General features: G+C 59.9%; 20 protein-coding genes and 4 tRNA genes. 13 read left to right on the top strand and 11 right to left on the bottom strand.

The window, feature by feature from the left end:
• Window positions 1–6: 6 nt before the first annotated feature.
• From LCH97_RS07940 to LCH97_RS07960, 5 genes are all read left to right on the top strand, one after another.
• Window positions 7–1,950, top strand: a complete 1,944-nt coding sequence (locus LCH97_RS07940) for a chemotaxis protein CheA (RefSeq protein ID WP_227304853.1) — start codon at window positions 7–9, stop codon at window positions 1,948–1,950.
• Between the two features lie 10 nt (window positions 1,951–1,960).
• Complete coding sequence (locus LCH97_RS07945; protein ID WP_227304856.1) at window positions 1,961–3,178, top strand: EAL and HDOD domain-containing protein; 1,218 nt, start codon at window positions 1,961–1,963, stop codon at window positions 3,176–3,178.
• 9 nt (window positions 3,179–3,187) lie between these two features.
• A complete protein-coding gene (gene tsaB, locus LCH97_RS07950) occupies window positions 3,188–3,826 on the top strand; it encodes a tRNA (adenosine(37)-N6)-threonylcarbamoyltransferase complex dimerization subunit type 1 TsaB (protein WP_227304859.1) in 639 nt (212 codons plus the stop codon).
• A complete protein-coding gene (rimI, locus tag LCH97_RS07955) occupies window positions 3,819–4,265 on the top strand; it encodes a ribosomal protein S18-alanine N-acetyltransferase (RefSeq protein WP_227304862.1) in 447 nt (148 codons plus the stop codon). Before tsaB ends, rimI begins: the two co-directional genes overlap by 8 nt.
• 101 nt (window positions 4,266–4,366) lie before the next feature.
• Complete coding sequence (locus LCH97_RS07960) at window positions 4,367–5,065, top strand: uracil-DNA glycosylase (RefSeq protein ID WP_227304864.1); 699 nt, start codon at window positions 4,367–4,369, stop codon at window positions 5,063–5,065.
• Here LCH97_RS07960 and LCH97_RS07965 read toward each other — a convergent pair whose 3' ends face one another.
• Window positions 5,066–6,244 (bottom strand): methyl-accepting chemotaxis protein, encoded by a 1,179-nt coding sequence (locus LCH97_RS07965; RefSeq protein ID WP_304956729.1) that lies wholly within the window; start codon window positions 6,242–6,244, stop codon window positions 5,066–5,068. It abuts the gene before it with no gap.
• Window positions 6,245–6,474: 230 nt separating this feature from the next.
• Here LCH97_RS07965 and LCH97_RS07970 point away from each other — a divergent pair, with 230 nt between their 5' ends.
• Genes LCH97_RS07970 through LCH97_RS07980 form a run of 3 tightly spaced genes read left to right on the top strand, consistent with a single transcriptional unit; the run spans window position 6,475 to window position 9,112 of the window.
• Window positions 6,475–6,783, top strand: a complete 309-nt coding sequence (locus LCH97_RS07970) for an STAS domain-containing protein (protein WP_227304866.1) — start codon at window positions 6,475–6,477, stop codon at window positions 6,781–6,783.
• A gap of 12 nt (window positions 6,784–6,795) precedes the next feature.
• Window positions 6,796–8,472: a fused response regulator/phosphatase gene (locus tag LCH97_RS07975; RefSeq protein ID WP_227304868.1), complete on the top strand. Its 1,677-nt coding sequence runs from the start codon at window positions 6,796–6,798 to the stop codon at window positions 8,470–8,472.
• 49 nt (window positions 8,473–8,521) lie between these two features.
• The gene (locus tag LCH97_RS07980) at window positions 8,522–9,112 is read left to right on the top strand and encodes a YigZ family protein (RefSeq protein WP_227304870.1); all 591 of its coding nucleotides are present in this window, start codon (window positions 8,522–8,524) and stop codon (window positions 9,110–9,112) included.
• 91 nt (window positions 9,113–9,203) lie between these two features.
• Here LCH97_RS07980 and LCH97_RS07985 read toward each other — a convergent pair whose 3' ends face one another.
• Both LCH97_RS07985 and LCH97_RS07990 read right to left on the bottom strand, forming a co-directional pair.
• Window positions 9,204–9,833 (bottom strand): response regulator transcription factor, encoded by a 630-nt coding sequence (locus LCH97_RS07985; protein ID WP_227304872.1) that lies wholly within the window; start codon window positions 9,831–9,833, stop codon window positions 9,204–9,206.
• On the bottom strand, window positions 9,830–12,469 hold the full coding sequence (locus LCH97_RS07990) for a PAS domain S-box protein (protein WP_227304874.1): 2,640 nt from the start codon (window positions 12,467–12,469) through the stop codon (window positions 9,830–9,832). The genes LCH97_RS07985 and LCH97_RS07990 overlap by 4 nt, the downstream gene beginning before the upstream one ends.
• 80 nt (window positions 12,470–12,549) lie before the next feature.
• Here LCH97_RS07990 and LCH97_RS07995 point away from each other — a divergent pair, with 80 nt between their 5' ends.
• Window positions 12,550–13,713 carry an ABC transporter substrate-binding protein gene (locus LCH97_RS07995; RefSeq protein WP_227304876.1) on the top strand — a complete coding sequence of 388 codons (1,164 nt, stop codon included), beginning with the start codon at window positions 12,550–12,552 and terminating at the stop codon, window positions 13,711–13,713.
• A 62-nt stretch (window positions 13,714–13,775) separates the two neighbouring features.
• On the opposite strand, the gene LCH97_RS08000 is transcribed toward LCH97_RS07995, so the two are convergent.
• The 5 genes from LCH97_RS08000 to LCH97_RS08020 form a co-directional block, all read right to left on the bottom strand.
• Window positions 13,776–14,447, bottom strand: coding sequence for a GntR family transcriptional regulator (locus tag LCH97_RS08000; RefSeq protein ID WP_227304879.1), 672 nt, complete (start codon window positions 14,445–14,447; stop codon window positions 13,776–13,778).
• Between the two features lie 205 nt (window positions 14,448–14,652).
• A tRNA-His gene (locus LCH97_RS08005) sits at window positions 14,653–14,728 on the bottom strand.
• 46 nt (window positions 14,729–14,774) lie between these two features.
• A tRNA-His gene (locus tag LCH97_RS08010) sits at window positions 14,775–14,850 on the bottom strand.
• Window positions 14,851–14,885: 35 nt separating this feature from the next.
• Window positions 14,886–14,962, bottom strand: a tRNA-Arg gene (locus LCH97_RS08015).
• Window positions 14,963–14,979: 17 nt separating this feature from the next.
• Window positions 14,980–15,056: transfer RNA gene (locus LCH97_RS08020), tRNA-Pro, on the bottom strand.
• Between the two features lie 230 nt (window positions 15,057–15,286).
• On the opposite strand from LCH97_RS08020, the gene folD reads away from it, so the two are divergent.
• From folD to LCH97_RS08035, 3 genes are all read left to right on the top strand, one after another.
• Window positions 15,287–16,138, top strand: a complete 852-nt coding sequence (gene folD, locus LCH97_RS08025) for a bifunctional methylenetetrahydrofolate dehydrogenase/methenyltetrahydrofolate cyclohydrolase FolD (RefSeq protein WP_026107623.1) — start codon at window positions 15,287–15,289, stop codon at window positions 16,136–16,138.
• Window positions 16,139–16,234: 96 nt separating this feature from the next.
• A complete protein-coding gene (gene purU, locus LCH97_RS08030; RefSeq protein WP_227304882.1) occupies window positions 16,235–17,095 on the top strand; it encodes a formyltetrahydrofolate deformylase in 861 nt (286 codons plus the stop codon).
• A 3-nt stretch (window positions 17,096–17,098) separates the two neighbouring features.
• Window positions 17,099–17,680 carry a hypothetical protein gene (locus LCH97_RS08035; protein ID WP_227304885.1) on the top strand — a complete coding sequence of 194 codons (582 nt, stop codon included), beginning with the start codon at window positions 17,099–17,101 and terminating at the stop codon, window positions 17,678–17,680.
• Between the two features lie 467 nt (window positions 17,681–18,147).
• Here LCH97_RS08035 and LCH97_RS08040 read toward each other — a convergent pair whose 3' ends face one another.
• Both LCH97_RS08040 and LCH97_RS08045 read right to left on the bottom strand, forming a co-directional pair.
• Window positions 18,148–18,486 carry a thioredoxin domain-containing protein gene (locus tag LCH97_RS08040; RefSeq protein WP_227304889.1) on the bottom strand — a complete coding sequence of 113 codons (339 nt, stop codon included), beginning with the start codon at window positions 18,484–18,486 and terminating at the stop codon, window positions 18,148–18,150.
• A 2-nt stretch (window positions 18,487–18,488) separates the two neighbouring features.
• A complete protein-coding gene (locus LCH97_RS08045; protein WP_017507019.1) occupies window positions 18,489–18,866 on the bottom strand; it encodes an NUDIX domain-containing protein in 378 nt (125 codons plus the stop codon).
• Between the two features lie 279 nt (window positions 18,867–19,145).
• Between LCH97_RS08045 and LCH97_RS08050 the strand changes: the two genes are divergently transcribed.
• Window positions 19,146–20,423 (top strand): TIGR03862 family flavoprotein, encoded by a 1,278-nt coding sequence (locus LCH97_RS08050; RefSeq protein WP_227304892.1) that lies wholly within the window; start codon window positions 19,146–19,148, stop codon window positions 20,421–20,423.
• A gap of 37 nt (window positions 20,424–20,460) precedes the next feature.
• Here LCH97_RS08050 and LCH97_RS08055 read toward each other — a convergent pair whose 3' ends face one another.
• Entirely contained in the window at window positions 20,461–21,249 is a 789-nt protein-coding gene (locus tag LCH97_RS08055) for a transporter substrate-binding domain-containing protein (protein ID WP_227304895.1), read from the bottom strand.
• Window positions 21,250–21,278: the final 29 nt, after the last annotated feature.

The following is a 21,278-nucleotide window of genomic DNA, read 5'->3' on the forward strand; positions in this document are numbered from 1 at the left end:
GCAAAAATGAGCGACTTCGCCGGAATGGAAGAACTTCTGCAGGATTTCTTACTCGAGTCGACCGAGCTACTCTCCGATGTGGACAACAAGCTGGTGGAGCTTGAGAAAAGGCCGAACGACCGCGCCTTGCTCAATGACATCTTCCGCGGTTTCCATACCATCAAGGGTGGCGCGGGCTTCCTGAATGTCGCACCGATGGTGACCATTTGCCACCGGACAGAAAACCTGTTCGACAAACTGCGCAACTCCGAACTGGGCCTCTCGTCTGAACTGATGGACGTCATTCTGGACGCCACCGGTGCAGTACGCGATATGTTTACCGTGCTGTCGCAAGGCCTGCCACCACCAAACCCGGATCCGGCCATGTTGGCCGCCCTGGATGCCGCGCTGGCTGGCAACCTGGCTGCCGTGAAGGCACCCACCCAAGCCGCACCTGTTGCCCAAGCCGCACCTGTTGTCCAAGCCGCACCGGCACCTGCCCCGGCTAGCAACAGCAATGAGCCTAACTGGGCAGCATTGCATCAGGCCGTGAGCGGCGCCGAACAACCAGCCGCGGCTGCCAGCCCGGCAGCCACGGCCACCTATGACATGGCTGCTGCTGCAACGGTGGTAACCGAGAGCGCACCCGCCGAGCTCATCCCTGCGGCTATCGTACCCGCAGCGGTTGTGCCTGCAGCGCCGAAACCACAAAACAAACCGGCTCCATCTACCGGCGGCCCGATCTCCGGCCAGGAAAACACGATCCGCATCGACACCGTGCGACTGGATCAGGTACTGAACCTGTCCGGTGAAATCGGGCTGACCAAGAACCGCCTGACGACACTGCGTACCGAAATTCTCCAAGGCAATATGGAGACCAATACGCTGCGCTCGCTGGATGAGGCCATCAGCCAGCTGGACTTGCTGGTAAGCGATCTGCAAAACGCGGTAATGAAAACGCGCATGCAGCCGATTGGCCGCCTGTTCCAGAAATATCCGCGCCTGGCGCGCGATCTGGCCCGCCAATTGGGCAAGGAAGTGGAACTGGTCATTACCGGTGAAGAAACAGAACTCGACAAGACCATGATCGAGGATCTGAACGACCCGCTGGTGCACTTGGTCCGTAACGCAGTGGATCATGGCGTAGAGTCGGCAGACGAGCGCATTGCCATGGGCAAGAAACCGCAGTCGCTGATCGAGCTGACTGCCGAACAGGTAGGTGACCATATCGTTATCGAGATTACCGATGACGGCAAGGGCATGAACCCTGAGGTGCTGCGCCGCAAAGCCATTGCCAAGGGCCTGATCGATGCTGAAACGGCCAACTCTCTGGACGAAAAACAGTGCTTGCAGCTGATTTTCCTGCCAGGCTTCTCGACCAAAGACCAGATTTCCAGCGTATCCGGCCGCGGTGTTGGCATGGATGTGGTGCGTACCAATATCCAGAAACTGAATGGCCGTATCGATATCAACTCCATTCAGGGCGAAGGCACACGCATCAGCATTTCGCTGCCGCTGACTCTGGCGATTCTGCCAGTACTGGTAGTACGTGCCTGCAATCAGCCGTTTGCCGTACCCCTGGCCATGGTGCGCGAGATCATCCCGATCGATACCACCGCCATCCAGGAAGTATCCGGCCGCCCTACCATTGTGGTGCGCGACGAGATCCTGCCGCTGAAAACCCTGTCGGGCCTGCTGAACTGGCAGCCTACACAGAAACCGAACTTTGGCGTACTGATGCAGTCTGCTGAAAAGTCGTTCATCCTGGCGGTAGACTCTTTCGTTGGCCGCGACGATGTGGTGATCAAGCCGCTGCAGAACATTCGCCCGAAAGGTGTGGCTGGTGCCACGCTGTCTGGTGATGGTTCGGTCGTGCTGGTACTGGATATGGAAGACCTGCTGGCCGGCCAGATGGACTCCTCTGCCAACGGTAGCGTTATGCTGAGAAACGCAGACAACTTCTCTTACTAAGATAAAAACAATGTCGACATCCGCCTTTCTGGGACGTCAGCCTGTATTGAACAGGAATCAGCAGCTCATTGGATATGAGCTGCTTTTTCGTCGTGCCGACGATGCTGCCAGCGCCACTCCCCATGCACCGCTAGAAGCAGATACCCAGGTGCTGGTGAATGCCTTGAACAATATGGGCACCAACTGGCTGATCGGCAACAAGCTGGCCTTCATAAATGTAGGCGAAGCGATGCTGACCAGCGACTTTCTGGAGCTGCTGCCGCCCCGGCGCGTCGTACTCGATCTTGCGGCCAACATACAGCCTACCAACGAGGTCGTGTCACGTGTGCGCTACCTGCGCTCGCTGGGCTTTGGCATCGCACTGGACGACTTCTCATTTGATGCGCCTTCCTCTGCCCTGCTGGAGCTAGCCAACTATGTAAAACTGGATGTGCAAAGCCAGACACAAGCCCAGTTTCAGGCACAAGCGGCCAGACTACGCAGCTACCCGGTTATCCGTATTGGCGAGCGTATAGAATCCTACCAGCACTACCACCTGTGTCGTGACCTGGGCATGGATGGCTACCAGGGCTATTACTTTGCCCGGCCGGAAACCCTGTCGGCCAAAGTGATCCACCCTTCGTTCGCCAATACGCTGAAGCTGCTGAACTTGCTGCGTGCTGATGCACCGGTGCGTGAAATCGAGGCGGTACTGAAAACCGATGTGGCGCTGTCGTTCAAACTGCTGCGCTATGTCAACTCGGCTGCTGCCGGCCTGAATACCACCATCAGCTCTTTCAGCCACGCCGTCACAGTGCTGGGCTACCAGAAGCTCTACCGCTGGCTGACCTTACTACTGGTTACCAGCAACGAAAGCAACCATCTGGCTCCGGCACTGCAAAAAACTGCCGTTATCCGCGCCCGCCTGATGGAAATTCTGGCACAAGAAACCGGCTTCACCACCGAGCATTGTGACAATGCCTTTATTGCTGGCATGTTTTCGCTGCTGGACGTGATCTTTGACATGCCCATGCACACCATTCTGGAGCACATCAGCCTGCCGGCTGAAATCCACCAGGTCCTAGCAGACCAGAGTGGCGGCTTGAGCCTGCTATTCCGCCTAGCCATGGCGCTGGAGGCTGGCGACCCATCCCTGCCCCACCTGGCAAGCCAGCTATCGCTGGAACCGGACCAACTGAACCTGCTTCACACTGCTGCCCTGGCGTGGGTAGAAGAACTCGGACTTTGACTTACCCTGATGAATTTACTTGCCATCGATTGCTCGAACCAGAACCTGTCTGTTGCACTATCCACCCCGAACGGCATCATCAGCCAACACCATAGCGTGAAACAAGGGCACTCCGACCATGCACTGGCCGCTGTACACCAGCTGTTAAACGATGCCGGGGTAAATTTGTTGCAGCTGGACGTGATCCTGTTTGGCAAAGGACCCGGCGCCTTTACCGGGCTGCGTATAGCCGCCGGTATCGCCATGGGCCTGGCCACGGCTGCAGGCCTGCCTGTGGTGGGTGTGCCTACCCTGGACGCCATCGCGCGCAGCCTGCCACAAGGTAACGGCCTCGCCGTGATTGATGCCCGTATGGGCGAGGTATATGCCGCGCATTATCAGCATGGGCAGTGTCAGGGCGAGATCAGCGTAGTGAAAGCCGAGCTGGTGGTATTGGACGCTATGCCGGCGGTAGCCGGTGATGCCATCGACTTGCTCCCGCCGCACCATATTCCTGCGAGCTACGCGGTACCTCAGGCTAGCGACTATATCGCGCTCTATCTTGAGAACCCCGCCCGCTACCCGGCAAGCCCCAGTGCGGACTTGCTCTATGTGCGCAACAAGATTGCCCTGACCGCTACCGAGCAACGCGAGCAGAAACGTGGCTGACTTTACCCGCGCCAAGCTTGAAGATGCGCAGCGGCTAGCCAGTGCCGAAGCCGACAGCACGCCCCACGCATGGAATAGCAGCATGTATGCCGGCTCTCTGGCGAGCGAGCACGATACGATCTGGCTGATGCAGCAAGATACTGTGCTGCTGGGTGCGGCAGTGCTGATGCAGGTACTGGACGAAGCCCATTTGCAGAATTTTTTCATCCACGCCAACCATCAGGGCCAAGGGCTGGGCGGCCAACTACTGCGCCACGTGCAGCAGCAGGCCCGGCAGCAAGGTGCCAGCAGCCTGTTTCTTGAAGTACGCGCCAGCAACAGCATTGCCCTGCAGCTATACCAGCGCGCCGGCTTTACCCAGTACAGCACACGCAAGGCTTACTATCGCCAACCCGATGGCAGCCGTGAAGACGCCATCCTGATGAAAGCCGAGCTATGAACCGCCGTGCGTTTGTACTGCATGAAATGGGTCATAACCCGCTGTGGCTCCCGCGTGGGACCAGCCTTGCGGATGACAGCCCTGTCACGGACACTGCGCCCTTGGCCACCTCGGCCATTGTCGCGCCCATTGCACAGGCACCGCTTGTAGCTCCGTCTCCGGCGCCGGCTCCTGCACGCATCATCCCGATCGAGCAGCCCGCCACGCCACGCGAGCAGCCAATAAGCGACTGGGCCACCTTGCATACCAGCATTGCCTCCTGCCAGCGCTGCGAGCTGGCCAAGACACGGCACAATGTTGTCGTTGGCCGCGGCAAGCCCACGGCACGCTTGCTGATTGTGGGTGAGGCACCGGGCGAGCAGGAAGACCGCCAGGGGCAGCCGTTTGTCGGCAAAGCCGGGCAGCTGCTGGAAAGCATGTTGGCCGCAGCCGGTATCGACAGCGAGCAAGACGTCTATATCTGCAATGTGGTCAAATGCCGGCCACCAGGCAACCGCAACCCTGCTCCAGCAGAAATTGCCAGCTGCGCCAGCTATCTGCAGTGGCAAATCGACGCTGTCCAGCCGACGCTGATTGTGGCGCTAGGCCGCTTTGCCGCCCACACTTTGCTTAATAGCCAGGCACCGATCAGTGCACTGCGCAAGCAGCTGCATCATGCGCATGGCCTGCCCGTACTGGTAACCTTCCACCCCGCCTACCTGTTGCGCAGCCCCGGCGAAAAAGCCAAAGCCTGGCAAGATTGGCACCAGATAAAGTGCCAGCTGGCAGCGTCTGGCAAGGTGACAACCAGCGCGTCCTGATTAAAACAGCTCTATATCATTTTTGCTGGCAGACACCTCCGCCTGCGGCGACTGACGCAAAGCCGCCAATTGCGCCAAATACTGCTCTTTGGTGGCGTCCAGCGCCTTACCGCTAGCGGCAGCTTCCAGCAGCGGCGGGGCTAATTGCTGCAAGGCCTGCAACTTCGATACGCACTGCCCGGCCCGCCCCAGCATCTGGCTCAGGCGGTCCTGGAACTGTAGTGAGGTAATGGCCACATTGGTGCTGTGCTCTACCTGCCCAGCAATGCCGTTCAGTTCGGCAACAGCATGCTCCATACCTTGGCTTAGTTCGTTGATCTGCCCCATGGTATGCTGCACACGCATTTTTGCCTCCAGTACATAGCTCATATCGTGCGACGCCAAAGCCGCAATACTGCGATGCGCTTCTTCCACCATTTTCTGTACCGACAAGATAGTCTGGCTGATCTGCTCGTTGAAATCGTGTGTGCGCAACGATAGCGCCCTCACCTCATCAGCCACCACGGCAAAACCGCGACCAGCCTCCCCCGCTCGAGCCGCCTCGATAGCCGCATTCAGTGCCAGCATATTGGTTTGCTTGGAGATGCCATCGATATCAGCCAGGAACGCATGCACACTGCGGATTTTTTCGTCGATCTCAGTCATATGGTTCACCTGCACAATGCTGACCTGGCTGGTGCGCAGGGTATTCTCTACAAAAATCTCCAGCGTTGCATTGGTGTCATGGGCAAAGCGCTCAAAGCTGGCAGTATGCTGGTTGTCGCCCTCTTCCCCCGCACCAATCATGCTGATGGCAATATGCTGCTGCGCCTTGGCATGGCTCGTGATACTGCTGAAGCTATCCAGCAACGCACTGATGGCTTCTTCCAGTATCCGGTTTGCCGCGCCAAGCTGCCCTTCAAGCTGCCGGCACTGCTCGGCGTATTCTTGCTGGATCTGCTGCCATACAGGCTGCACCTGCTGCCAGGCTTGCGCCGCAGTATCCGTCTGGATGGCACGCTGCTGCGAGCGCCCCCGCAAGGCCCGCCAGCCAAGCAGCAACAATATCAAACCGGTAAACCCGCTATGCAGCAGTGCGGCCAACCAGCTCTGCTGAGCCAGTAAGGCTGCCGCCATGTGCCAGGCCAATACAGCGCCCAGAGCCAAGCCCAGACAAACAGCCTGCTTCTTGTGAGGCATAGTCTCCCCTCGAATTATTTGCCACGCAGGATGATGATCCTCTCTAGTATTAGACCATGCAGCCCGCGTAACCCTGCTTATTCTATAGATAACATTATTTGTAACCCGGCAAGCATGTGTAGGGTCTGGTAACGATAAGGCTGGTTAATAGCCGCCCCAATGCATACAATAACCATACCGCATAGATACCACCCTTGCCAGCAGCCACGACCAACCCATAAAGGCCAACCATGTCTGTTACGTTTCATATCCGGGAGCAAGAGGCCACCATCCAGATTCATGGCCATTTCAACTTTTCCCAGCATGGCGCATTTCGTGATGCCTGCAAGGCGGTGCTGTCTCACCAGGCAATAAAATCGCTGGAAATCAATCTGATGGAAGTAGACCACCTGGACAGCTCGGCCTTGGGCATGCTGCTGGTGCTGCGCGATCAGGTCGATGAACGCCGGATTCCGCGGCTATTAATCAGCAATGCCAAACCCGTTGTGCGCCAGATTTTCGCCATTGCCAAATTCGACAAGTTTTTTGAAATAGACTGAAAGCCAGCCGCAATGCAAACCTTGAACGTGCTGGTAGTCGATGACAGCAATGTAAACAGGCTGGTGGTAAGCCGCCTGATCCAGGCGCTGGGGCATCGCGTCATGACGGCGGAAGATGGAGAACAGGCGCTGGCATGCTGCGAAAACTTGCTGCCCGACTTGATCCTGATGGATGTCATCATGCCGCAGATGGATGGCCTGGAAGCCACCCGTCGCATTCGCGAGCGCTTCAACAAACGCTGGATCCCGATCATTTTCCTGACCGGCAAAATAGAGCAGGAAGACATGTTGGCCGGTCTGGAAGCCGGCGGTGATGACTACCTGACCAAACCGGTAGACATCAAGCTGCTCACCGCCAAGATCCGCGTGATGTCGCGGATTGCCGACATGCAACAGCGCATCAGCCAGGATGCGCAGCGCCTGGAGGCCTACTATCTCAGCAACGAGATGGAGCAACAGCTGGCCGAGCACGTACTGCACAACCTGTACGGCGACCGCAGCCAGACTGGCATCGAACAGTGGATCCTGCCAGCCGTACAATTTAGCGGTGACATCATTACCGCGGCACGCTCTCCTACCGACACCCTGCACATCATGCTGGCCGACAGCACCGGTCACGGGCTGTCTGCTGCCATTGCCTGCCTGCCCGCTGCTACGGTGTTCTATGCCATGACGCAGAAGGGCTTCGGCATCAACGCCATCGCGCGCGAGATCAATAAGAAGCTCAAGCAACACCTGCCCGTTGGCCGCTTCGTTGCCGCCACGCTGGCAGCCATCAACCCGCAAGAGAAAACCGTTACGGTATGGAATGGTGGCATTCCGTTTGCCGCCTTCATCAATGAGCAAGGCCAGATCGAAAAACAGTTCCAGTCCAGCAACCCGCCACTGGGTATCTTGCGCAACCTGGACTTTGACGCCAGCGTCGAGGTGTACCGCTGGTCCGAGCCTGGGCGGCTGATGATCTGTTCCGATGGCCTGACAGAGGCCAAAGGTGCGCAAGGGGACATCCTGTCGCTGGAAGACCTGTGCCGTATGCTGGCCCGCCCGTACACCCAGGCTGCGATTGCCCCGCTACGCGAACAGGTCATCGCCCACCTGGCCGGCCATGAAAACGCCGATGATATCTCGCTGGTACTAGCGCCCTGCACGGCCAGTATCGGCCCTGCCAGCACGGCAACACAAAGCACGATGTTTACCCAGCTGAGCAACTGGGAGCTGCGCCTGGACTTTGGCCCCAAAGAACTGCGCGAAGAGCTGGGCATGGCCACCCTGCTGGGCTGGCTCAACCAGATCGGGCTATCCGAAACCCAGCTCAGCGATATGCTGCTGATCGTCACCGAGCTATTCAACAATGCCCTGGACCACGGCGTGCTGGCACTGGACTCCAGCGAAAAACACTCCAGTACCGGCTTTGCCAGCTATCTGATGAAACGAGCAGGCAAGCTGTTCGGGCTAGAGCATGGCTGGATACAAGTGGCCATGTCGCATGTTACCGGCGAAGACTTTCCCATCCTGAAACTCTGTATCCACGATAGCGGCCAGGGCTTTGATGCAACGCGCTTCCTGCAGGCTGAGCCGGACGATACCGCCCTGCACGGGCGTGGCATTGCATTGGTAAACCGCCTGTGCCGAAGCGTGCGGTATCAGGACGATGGCCGTCGGGTTGAAGTGGAATACGTCCTGCGCTAAGGCGCGGCTTGTTATCATGCCGCCCTCAGCACGCTAGCCCCTACCCCACATGCCGTTTACCCTGCCCCACCCTGGCCACGCCGAACTGGATATCAAGAAAAGCCGTTTCATCGCCTGCGTCGAGGCCGTGCCCAGCCGTACAGCGGCCCTGCAGCGCGTGGCCGAGCTCAAAGCCGCCCACCCCGGTGCAGCACACGTATGCTGGGCGCTGCTGGCAGGCGGCCACTCTGCGGCCAACGACGATGGCGAGCCCTCCGGCACCGCCGGCCGCCCCATGCTGGACGTGCTGCGACACCAGCAGCTGGAGGGCGTACTGGCCACCGTGGTGCGTTACTACGGCGGGGTGAAGCTGGGTGCCGGCGGGCTGGTACGGGCGTATACCGACGCGGTCGCCCAAGCGCTGTTGCACTGCGAGCGCCAAGAACAAGTCGCCATGCTGACCCTGGCCTGCAGCCTGCCCTACGCACTGGAAGGCAACGCGCGCCGGCTGCTGCAAAAACACGATGCCACGCTGCTGGCGGTGCAGCATGCGGCCAACGTTAGCCTGCAGTTCAGCCTGCCACTACAGGCTGCCGACGCGCTGCGCCACAGCCTGAACGAAGCCTGCCACGGCCAACTAGTCTGGCAGGAAGCGCCTTAAGGCAGCCCCCCTAATACGATGCCCAATGAAAAGGCCCGCCAGTTAACGGCGGGCCTGTTGCACTAGCAGGGTCGGGTGGCAGCAGATGGGGCTAGCGGCCTTTCTGCTGGCGGTACGCCACCACTGTCTGCACCAGGTCGGCAATCGAGCGCACGCCCATTTTGTCCATCATCTTGCCGCGGTGTGCTTCTACGGTTTTGATGCTGATACCCAGGTCATCGGCAATGATCTTGTTCATCTTGCCTTCGATCACCCGCTCCAGCACCTCACGCTCGCGCGTGGTTAGTGTAGCCAGCCTCGCCTCGCACTGGCCGGCCTCCTGCGCGCTTTGCGCCTGGTTGGCCGCACTGGCCAGCGCACTGTCTACCGCCGCCAGCAGCGCTTCCTGGTTAAAGGGCTTTTCCAGAAAATCGTGCGCACCGCGCTTGACCGCCTGCACGGCCATCGGTACATCGCCGTGGCCGGTAATGAAAATCACCGGCCAGGTATTGCCACGCGCCTGCAGCTCGTCGTACAGCTCCAGCCCGCTCATGCCCGGCATGCGGATATCCAGAATCAGGCAACCGGTGCCCAGCGCTGGCCGGTAGCTATGCAAAAAGCCTTCCGCACTATCGTGGCACTCGATGCTGTAATCGTGGCTTTCCAGTAACCACAGCAGGGAATCACGAAAGGCCTCGTCGTCGTCCACGATATGGATGCGTATGTTCTTGGCTACGGTCATGGCTCAAACACCGGCAATGTGAAACGGAAAATAGTACCACCCAATGGGTGATCTTCCACTGAGAGTTGACCCTGATGGAACTCGACAATCGAGCGGCAAATATTCAGGCCCATGCCCATGCCGTCGCCCTTAGTGGTAAAGAATGCGTCGAATAGCTGCGACTTCAGCGCGTCCGGCACGCCATGGCCGCGGTCTACGATGGCCACCTCTATGCGCTTGCTGTGCTGGCGCTGCACGCTGATTTCCAGTTGGCGCTGGTCTGGCGGCAGCTGCTGCATGGCTTCCATGCCGTTTTTGATCAGGTTGAGCAGCACCTGCTCGATCAGGATAGGGTCCACATGCACCAGCGGCAAGTTGGCCGCCAGGTGCACATTGATGCTGCTGGCCAGGCGGCGCGCTTCGATTTCGGCAATCGCCAGTGCGGCATCGATGATCTCACCGACGTCGGCCGCTTTGCGCACCGGCTCGCTCTGCTTCACAAATTCGCGCACGCGGCGCACGATCTTGCCAGCACGCTCGGCCTGCGCCGTGATTTTTTCCATCACCGGGATCAGCGACGCCGGCGTGGCTTTGCCCTGGCGCAGCCGCTCGACACAGCCGGCCTGATAGTTGGCAATAGCCGATAGTGGCTGGTTCAGCTCGTGCGCCAGCGTAGACGCCATTTCGCCCATGGTAATCAGGCGCGAGGTCGCTTGCAGTTTCTGCATCTGCTCTTCGTAGCGCTGCTCGGCGTCATGCTGCTCGGTGATATCGGTCAGAATCAGCATCTGCACATTGTGGCCATCCACCCAGCGCACCGGGCGGCTGCGCAGCAGGTACCAGCGCCCCGGGTCATCCAGCCATAGTTCCTGGTCGGTATTGGCGTGCTGCAGCATCTGGCGCAGGCGCAGATCGCAGTATTCGTACTCGTGCTCTTCGCTGGCTGCGGCCAACCATTGCCGGTAACGCTTGTTGCAGAACAGCAGTTGCTGGCTATCGGGCCGCACCACGGCTACGGCCGCATCCAGGCCCTCGATCACCGCGATAAAGCGCTCGTTGGCCGCCTCCAGCGCCTGCTGTGCCTCGCGCTTGTCGGTCATGTCGGTAAGCGCCGCCATCCAGCCGGTATGAATGCCATCGGCGTCGATCAGCGGCGAAATCAGCATCTGTCCGTAGAATTTTTCGCCACTCTTGCGCTGCATCACCGACTCGAACAGCTGGTGGCTGTTATCGCCCGACAGTGTCTGGCGTAGCGCGTCGTAATTCAGCGGCGCCACATCGGGCGACCAGTAGGGGTAAGGCGGGCGCAGCCCGATCAGCTCGTCCTCGCCATAGCCGGTAATGCGGCAAAAAGCCGGGTTCACATAGCTGATCTGGCCATCCAGGTCGATGGCGCGTATGCCCACCACCAGAGAATCTTCCATGGCCTTGCGGAACATATACTCGTGGCGCAGCGCCTGTTCGGCCTGCTTCTCGGCGGTAATGTCACGGCCGGACAGATACAGCACCCCTGCATCCAGCAGCGGGCTCATGGCCCAGGCCAGCGACAGCACACGGCCATCGCGGCTTAACATGCGCGTTTCCACATAGCGGTCCACGCTGCCGGCTTCCAGTAGCTGGCGAATCAGCTGGCGCGTCGGCTCGCGCTGCTGCGGGTCGACATAGTTCAGAAAAGAGGTACCCTGCAGCTGCTCGGCGCTGTAACCCAGCCCCTGCACAAACGCCGGGTTCATGTGCAGCAAGGTGGTATCTTCACGCATCACCCCCAGCCACTCGCGCGACAGCTTGTACACCCTGTCGCGCTCGCGTTCTGCCTCGATACGGCGGCGGATATGCCGCGACAGGCTGAATAGCGACAGCAAGGTCAGCACGGACAAACCGGTAATCAGCCCCAGCTGGATCAGGCGGTTTTTGTTGACATCCCCCCGCACCGGACGCGCCACCAAAGCCAGCGACGTGCCGCCCAGGCGTATGCTCTGCATCACACCCAGCGGTGGCTGGCTTTGTGCATTTCGCGCCAGGTTCAGGCCTCCAGACTGCAGGGCCAGGTGATATTTTTCGGCAAACCATGACGGCGGCACGCGGCGCACAAACGCACCGGCCTGATAAATGCCGATAACCATGCCGCGAAATTGCGTATCGCGGTACACCGGCACCATCAGATCAAAACGCCAGTCCCCGCCCTCGCTCTGATACGGCTGGCTAAAGCGCGGGTGGCCATCGTTGCGTGCCGCCAGGTAGGCGTCCACGCGCTGGCCGGAAATACCTGCGCCGGCGGACAAGCCGGATTCCTCATACGGTGCCACCCAGCGCACGATATAGCTAGCGTCGGCCCACACCACCGCAGCCATCTCCGGTGTATTACCCAGAAACTGCGAGGCCTGCACCAGAAAGCCTTCCTCCCCCATCTCCTCGCGCCCGATATCGCGTGCGATTTGTGCCAGCTCGGCCTGATGCCCATCCAGGCGCAAACGCATGGTCTGCTCGGCCCACAGCGTATCTTTGGCCAGATCGGTACGTTGCTGGTCGCTTTCACGCGCGTCCAGCGTCCACAACATCACCGCCATGGTGAGGAAAAACAGCACGATGGTGCTGTTGGGCATCAGCCGGTAAACGGGGCTGCGCCGCAGCGAGGTATAAAAGCGGGAGGTACGCATGGGCAAGACAGGTTGGCCGCAAGGGTCGATGGAATGCGATAATAAGCGCCCCCTTGCGATAACGCTATCAGGAGCAGCCCGTGCGCCGTCTGTTAAGCCTTTGTCTGTTGATCATGGCCAGCACCCACGCGGCAGAGCCTATCCGCATCGGCCTGTCCGGCCCGTTCAGCGGCGGCTCCTCCCCCATGGGGCTGTCGATGCGCAATGGCATACGGCTTGCCGCACAGGAAATCAACAGCCAGGGCGGGCTGCTGGGGCGGCCAGTACAACTGATAGAGCGCGACGACCGTGGCCGGCCGGAGCTGGGCCTGCGCATCGCCAGCGAGCTGATAGACAAACAGCGGGTAGTGGCCAGCGTGGGCTTTGCCAATAGCGGCGTGGCGCTGGCATCGCAGATACGCTACCAGCAGGCGCGCATCCCGGCCATTACCGCGGTTGCCACCGCCCACATCATTACCCAGCAGTTCACCCCGCCGCGCCATGCGGCCAACTATGTTTTCCGCGTGGCCGCTTCGGACAGCATCCAGGCACCGCTCATCGTGCGCGAAGCGCTGCGCCGCGGCTTTAGCCGCGTAGCCGTACTGAACGACAGCAGCAACTACGGCCGCCTGGGCCAGCAGGACTTGCTGAAATCGCTGGCCCAAAAAGGGCTGCAACCGGTCAGCGTCAACCAGTTCAACAATGGCGAGCTGGACATGAGCGTTTACCTGAAACAGGCTCGGGCAGCCGGTGCACAGTGCATCCTGACCTATACCATTGGCCCGGAGCTGGCCCAGATCGCCAATACCCTGGCGCAAATGGAATGGCGGGTTCCCATCATCGGCAGCTGGACGCTATCGATGTCCAACTTCATCGATAATGCCGGCCCCAACGCCGTGGGCGCCCGCATGGTGCAAACCTTCATCCAGGACGGCAACACCCCGGCACGGCTACAGTTCATTAACCGCTATCTGCATGCCAATGGCGGCCTGCACATTCCTTCGCCCCCCTCGGCAGCGCAGGGCTACGACAGCATGCTGCTACTGGCTGCAGCCATCCGCCAAGCGGGCAGCACCGACGGCCCCGCCATCCGCCAAGCGCTGGAAAACCTGAAACAGCCGGTAGCTGGCCTGATTACCACCTATCGCAAACCTTTCTCGGCCACTGACCACGAAGCGATCGAGCTGGACGTACCCGTAATTGGCGAAGTACGCCAGCAGCAGGTGATGTACGCCTACCCGCAAGACCGGCAGCGCCAGCCCTGAAGCCACAGTAATAAAAAAGCACCGCCTAAGCGGTGCTTTTCTCAAACCGATTTGGCCGCAGCCTAGCGGCGCTCTTGCGTCAGCAGGTAGGACTCCAGCGCGTGGCCGGCAGACAGGATATGGAAGCGCAGAAACTCGGCCGCTTCATCAGCCGCACCCTTGCGGCACAGATCCAGTAGCTTGCTGTGCTCTTCGTGCGCGCGCTCCATGGTACGGGTGAACAGGATCTGCATGCGCGTGTAGCGGTCGGTCTTGTTATGCAGCTGCTCGATCAGCGCCATGGTATTGGGCCGTTTGGCTGCGCGGTATAGCGCCAGGTGAAAGCGCGAGTTCAGCTCGCCCCAGTGGCGGATGTCATTGGCAGCCAGCGCCTGCTCGAATTCGTTCAGCGTCGCTTCGGCTGCATCATGGTCGGCAGCCACCTGACAGGGAATGGCCGCGCGCAATACTTCGCTTTCCAGCATGGCGCGAATTTCCAGCAGCTCCAGCACGTCGTCCAGCGACAGCTTGGACACCAGCGCGCCCTTGTGGTCGATAATCTGGATCAGGCCTTCGGCCTCCAGCTGGCGCAGTGCTTCACGCACCGGCACGCGGCTGACGCCGTATTCGTTGGACAGAGCCTCCTGACGCAGCTGTTGTCCGTCGGCAAACTCGCCCGAAAGAATGCGCTGGCGCAAGGATTCGGTCACGGCACTGGTGAGGGTTTGTCGCTTGATGGGCTGCATAGTGGTCATGGTCACGCTCTGGCTATCGGATACATGCAAATGTATTCGATTATACGGTGAAATACGCGTGCGACAAGAGAATACAGAAAAGGGACATCGAATTAGCAGAAGTGCATAGCAAAACGGCACCAGGCGACCGTTCATGCGCAATAGAAGCCTGACCGGCGCAAACGGCAGGCAAAGAAAAACCCGGCCACGCGGACCGGGTTTATTCTGGGGTGGATGATGGGGCTCGAACCCACGACAACAGGAATCACAATCCTGGACTCTACCAACTGAGCTACATCCACCGCTGAGCGGTGTGTCTGACGCACATTGTGCGGCAAACCGAATTTTTGGGGTGGATGATGGGGCTCGAACCCACGACAACAGGAATCACAATCCTGGACTCTACCAACTGAGCTACATCCACCACAGATACTACATTTCTTACTACCACATCGCCACTGGCGCGCCCGACAGGAATCGAACCCGTAACCCCCGGCTTAGAAGGCCGGTGCTCTATCCGGTTGAGCTACGGGCGCTCTATCGGGTGTGGCTGTGGTCGGGGCGGTGGGATTCGAACTCACGACCCTCTGCTCCCAAAGCAGATGCGCTACCAGACTGCGCTACGCCCCGACGACAGGAAGCGAAATATACAGGGCTGGTTTATTGCTGTCAACACCCAATGCTAAAAAATTGCATAGTAGGGCGTAGTGCCCCCCCTGCTGCCGGCAAAACACGACAGCACCGGCTGCTGCAATGCAAAAAAGAATGACGCACAAGCCCTTGAAGCGATTGAGCAGATACCCCAAAAAATGAGAAAATCCGGCTTTCGTTCACTTCTAACCTTAATGGTGGATAGCAGCATGGCGGCACAACTCATCGACGGCAAGGCCGTTGCCGAAACCCTGATCAACCGCGTACGCGTGGGCGTGGATGCCCGCCTGGCTGCAGGCAAACGCGCCCCGGCCCTGGCAGTGATTCTGGTCGGCGACGACCCGGCTTCCGGTATTTACGTGAACAACAAGAAGCGCTCCTGCGAAAAGGCGGGCGTGCGCTCCCTGTCTTACGAGCTGCCGGGTAGCACCAGCCAGGAGGAACTGCTGGCCATCATCGACCAGCTGAACGCCGACGACAGCGTGGACGGCATCCTGGTGCAGCTGCCGCTGCCCAAGCAGATCGACCCGCAACTGGTGATCGAACGCATCAACCCCAAAAAGGACGTAGACGGCTTCCACCCCTACAATATGGGCCGCCTGGCGATCAAGATGCCCCAACTGCGCCCGTGCACCCCGCGCGGCGTGATGACGCTGCTGGAAGAGTACAACATCGACCCGAAAGGCAAGAATGTGGTGATCGTGGGCGCCTCCAATATCGTAGGCCGCCCACAAGCGCTGGAAATGCTGCTGGCGCGTGCCACTGTTACCGTGTGCCACAGCGCCACCGCCGACCTGGCCGGTGAAGTTGGCCGCGCTGACATCGTGGTAGCCGCCGTGGGCATCCCCAACTTCGTGAAGGCCGCCTGGCTGAAGCCGGGTGCCGTAGTAATCGATGTGGGTATCAACCGTCTGGATAGTGGCAAGATCTGCGGTGACGTTGAATTCGACGCTGCCCGCGAAGTGGCCAGCTACATCACCCCGGTTCCTGGCGGCGTTGGCCCGATGACCATTGCTACCCTGTTGCAGAACACGCTGGATTCGGCCAATCTCAACGCCTGACGCAGACACGAAACACGCACGCCGCCGTCTGCCGCTGCAGCCGGCGGCGTTTTTTATCTGCCCTGAAGACAAAACCTACAGACAAAGAGTCAAACCATGAGTAACCGCCATTCTGCCACCCTGCTGATCAGCTGCCCGGACAGCCACGGCCTGGTTGCAGCCATCGCCAATTTCCTGCTGACCTATAACGCCAACATCCTGCACGCCGACCAGCACCAGGACCCGGTGGAAAACCTGTTCCTGATGCGCGTGCAGTGGGACCTGAACGGCTTTACCCTGCCGATGGACAGCTTTGCCGCCGCCTTTGCGCCGATCGCCGAAAAGCACAATATGCAATGGCAGGTATCGCTGTCGGTACGCAAGCCACGCATGGCGATTTTTGTCTCCAAGTACGAACATTGCCTGGTCGACCTGCTGCACCGCTACAGCATCGGCGAGCTGGATTGCGATATCCCGCTGATTATCTCCAACCACGAAGACTGCCGCCGCCTGGCCGAATTCCACGGCATCCCTTACCACGTGATTGCCGTCACCAAAGACAATAAGGCCGAGGCAGAGGCGCACCAGTGGGCACTGCTTGAAGAAGCCGATGTCGACCTGATCGTGCTGGCGCGCTACATGCAGGTACTGTCGCAAAAGTTTGTCGAGCGCTACCCGCACCGCGTCATCAACATCCACCACAGCTTCCTGCCGGCCTTCGACGGTGCCAAACCTTACCACCGCGCCTTTGCCCGCGGCGTGAAGCTGATCGGCGCCACCAGCCACTACGTGACCGAAATCCTGGACGACGGCCCGATTATCGAGCAGGAAGTCACCCGCATCTCGCACCGCGACGATGTAGAAGACCTGATCCAGAAAGGCCGCGACCTGGAGCGCGTGGTGCTGTCCCGAGCTGTGCGCTGGCACCTGGAAAACCGCATCCTGGCCTACAACAACAAGACCGTGATTTTTGACTAAGCCATGAACCTGCCCCTGATCCACGACGCCATCGACCTGCTGCGCCTGCGCGTTGGCCGCCTGGAACAATACCAGTACCCGCTGGGCCAGCTCATGGGGGTGTTTACCGCACTCGGCATCATGTCGGCCGCGGCCGCCCACGCTGACGGTGCCAGTGGCGACCCGCTGGCACTCACGCTGTTCTTTTCGCTGTATACGCTGATGGAAACCTCGCTGTACGCCACCTTCATGCGCTGGTGGTTGCGGCGTGCCGGCTGTCGTATCGAGTTCCCCCTGATAGGGCTTGTTGCTGCGGCCAGCCTGATCAAGCTACTGGACCCGCTGGTAAGCTGGCTGCCAGATGATGTGGCGCAAGGCTTATCGTTAGTCATGGGGGCCGTGGCGCTGTATATCGTGGTGAAGGCACTAGCGCTCACCACCGGCGCCAGCGTGTTGCGCGTACTGGGCGGCACCCTGCTGTTTTCGCCTGTTGCCATCATCCTGATGGTAAACATGGTGACGGTAGCGGCCAGCATGGGCGTAGAAGTGTTCCCGCCCGAGGTGATGCAGACGGCCACACTCAAGGCTGGCGAAAGCGCCCCTTGAGTGTATTTGCTAGCAAAACAAAACGCTGCCACCAGGCAGTGTTTTGTTTTGCAAAGACCCGGCTCAGGGCTAATGCCAGTCAGTTAACGCTGACTGGCGTTTTTTGTTTAGGGTTTGTTGCATTGAAGTACGCTAGTGTGTCCTCTATGCGGGCGATGATTAAATGCCGGTTCCGCCCGGCAGACGGGAAAGGGGGCGGATTGCCGCCCCCTTTTCATTCCCCCGCAACCCGGGGCTGCTCGAAACCCCGTCCAAAATGGCACGCCCCAGGCGCCGCCGAACTCGCCCCTCGCTAACGGCTCGGGGCTCAAACAAATCGGCGTCTTGCGCGTGCGAATCTTCGATTCGCTCAGCACAACCCTGGGGCGCACCATTTTGACCAGCTCGCGCCAACGGGATAGGGCGCTTCACTCACGTCCTGCTACGTGAAAACCAAGCACATTCGCTTAACTGACTGGCATTACGGCTCAGGGCTCCTCTTGCGGGCTGGCCGCCAGCGCCTCGGCCAACGCTTGCTGCACCGCCTGCCCACTGAAGGCACTTTGCCACATGGCGTGAAACTGGCCATCTCGATAAAGTGCAAAAGCGGGCAGCTGAAACAACTCAAAGCGGTATGCCAGCGCCTGCGCCCGGGCAACGTCGGCATACCACAGCTGCACACCCAGGCCTGCCAGCCACGATGGCAGCTGTGCCTGCCAGCCACGGCAAGCACCACAATGCGGCTGGCCAAACATCACCAGGCTGACACCAGGCGTTGCGGCCAACGTGGCATCAAAGCTGAACTCGTCCAGCGCTTGCCAGGGCACGGCTAGTCCATTTTGGCGATATAACGCGCCAACTGCAAAATGGCGCGCACTGCGTCACTCTTCGGGCCCTCTTCACCACGCAGCTTGGCGTAGCGGCGCAAAATGGCGCGGGACTCCACGTGCACGTCCATCTCGCTATCCGGCGAGGTAATCAGCGTCATGCGCGCCCCGCCCTCCTGCATGCGCGGCTGGCCTTGGGCGATGCACAGGTACACCTTGTGGGCATTGTGCTGGGTAATATGATCGTACAGGTAGAGCATGGAATTGATACGCAAACCGGTCTGGTCGCGTACCTGGCGTAGCAGTGCTTGCGAGCGCAGCTCGCCGCGTTGCGACACCCCGCCAGGCAAGCTGAAACGCCCACCAGCAGAGGCCGTCATCAATACACCATCAGGAAGCTCGATAATTGCCGTGGCACGGCGGGGCAAGGTGGGAGAAAGGCGGGATTCAAAGCGGTTTTCACGCGTAAAACTCATAATATGCAGATACAGCCCAATAGATGAAAGAACAAAAGAAACAACAAAATAGCGTGGCTTCATTTTAATCAAGCACTTGCCAGGCAGCAAATACCGTCCGCATCAAAGCGCGGCCAACGGTTGGTTTTTCTGCTGCTTTCGGTAACAATCGCACGCCCAGCCTAAAACTATGCGGATTACCCCATGACCTCCTCACCCGTTTCTACAAGCACACATCACCGCATCGCCGTGATTGGCGGCGGCCCTGCCGGCCTGATGGCCGCCGAAATGCTACTGGCAGCGGGCGTACAGGTTGACGTGTTTGATGCCATGCCCTCGCCAGGGCGAAAATTCCTGCTGGCAGGCGTAGGCGGCATGAACATTACCCACAGTGAAGCGCCAGCGGACTTCTACCGCCGTTACGGCCCGCGCGAGGCTGCGCTGGCACCCATGCTGGACGCGTTCAATGCCGATGCCCTGCGTGACTGGGTACACGGCCTGGGGATCGAAACCTTTGTCGGCAGCTCGGGCAAGGTATTCCCGCGCGAGATGAAAGCCGCCCCGCTACTGCGTGCCTGGCTGGCGCGCCTGCGCGAGGCCGGCATGCAGCTGCACGTGCGCCACCGCTGGGAGGGCTGGCTTCTCGATGGCAGCCTGCGCTTTAGCACCCCGACAGGGGAAACACATTGGCAAGGCAGTGCCGTTGTGCTGGCATTGGGCGGTGGCAGCTGGGCCAAACTGGGTTCCGATGGGCGCTGGCTACCCTTGCTCAGCGAAAAAGGCGTGGACACCCGGCCACTGGCACCATCGAACTGCGGCTTCGACCGCCCATGGAGCGAACACTTTGCCAGCAAGTTTGCCGGCCAGGCGCTTAAGGGGGTAACCCTGCAGTTTGCCGATGCATGCGGCCAACCCAGCCAGCGACGGGGCGAGTTTGTCGTCACCGCCAGCGGGGTGGAAGGCAACCTGATCTACGCCTACAGCGCAGCCATCCGCGACGCCATCGCCCGCGACGGCCAGGCCACCATCACGCTGGACTTGTTACCGGACCGCAGCCTGGAACGCCTGCTGGGCGAGCTGCAGCGCGGCCGTGGTGCCGCCTCGCTGGCTAACCATCTGCGCAAACAGTGCGGGCTGGATGGCGTAAAGGCGGGCTTGCTGCGTGAGCTGCTGGATAAAGACAGCTTTAACGATATGGTCACACTGGCACAAGCCATCAAGGCCTTACCACTCACCTTGCACGCCGCGCGCCCCATCGACGAAGCCATCAGCACCGCGGGGGGCGTACGCTTCGAGGCCATGGACGAATACGGCATGCTCAAAGCCCTGCCTGGCGTATTCTGCGCCGGGGAAATGCTGGACTGGGAAGCGCCAACCGGCGGCTACCTGCTGACTGCCTGCTTTGCCAGCGGCCGCGCTGCGGCGCTAGGGGCACTGAACTGGCTGCAGGCAAACCAGAAAGGCGAAGCAAGCCGCGGCTGAGTGCCGATGCCTATGGGCTTGCACTGACAAGGCAGCATCATGGTGGTGAAGACAAGTGAATCTGCACACGCTTGTCCAAGGCCAGCTCGGAGAGTGCCGTGCCGTAGTACTGGCGGAATAGCTTTTGCCGTAAGCCGCTTTGTTCGGCCTGCTGCATAGCCAATTGCAGCTTTGCGTGTAACTGTGGCATGGCGGGTGAGACATAAAAGTAAAAATCTTGCGGGTAAATCAGCACGATCCCAGGCAAAGGTACCAGGCCTGCACGCAAGTCATGCTCCGCGGCGACCTCGATACTGCCACGCGGAAAGTAATGTACCCCGCGTTTGCCACTAGCCACCTGACGGTATAACTCGCCCACAGAAAAGCGCTGCTGCATCGCCGGCAAGCCATTGTGCTGCCAGATGGTGGCATCCGCCCAGCCAAATGCCATCGCAGCCACACGCCGGCTACGCCGCAAATCGGCCAGCGTACGCATACTGGCATAGTCAGCCACATCGGCTGGCGGCACCATCAAAATACGCCAGCCTATCATGCCGCCAGTCAGACCCTGGCTTACGCGCAGAAATCGTTTGTCGCGCTCGGGCGTACGCAAGAACCAGTGCACGCCAAGCCGCCCTTGCACCAGCATCTGTTCGATACGCGCATTGGGCATATCTGGCACGGGCTTCAACCTAGCCGACACACCGCTGTCAGCCAGCGCTGCCACCAGCAAGTTATGATAATAAGCTTGCCCCTGGCCTGTCCGTGTCGCCACGGTTAGCGACAGCTCATCAGCCACCGCCGTGGCCATCAAGCCAAAGACCAACAATACGCCATACCACCGCATCCATCGCCCTCCTCTGCCTGCTAGCAATA

This window comes from Vogesella sp. XCS3 (genome assembly GCF_020616155.1).
Classification (GTDB): Bacteria; Pseudomonadota; Gammaproteobacteria; order Burkholderiales; family Chromobacteriaceae; genus Vogesella.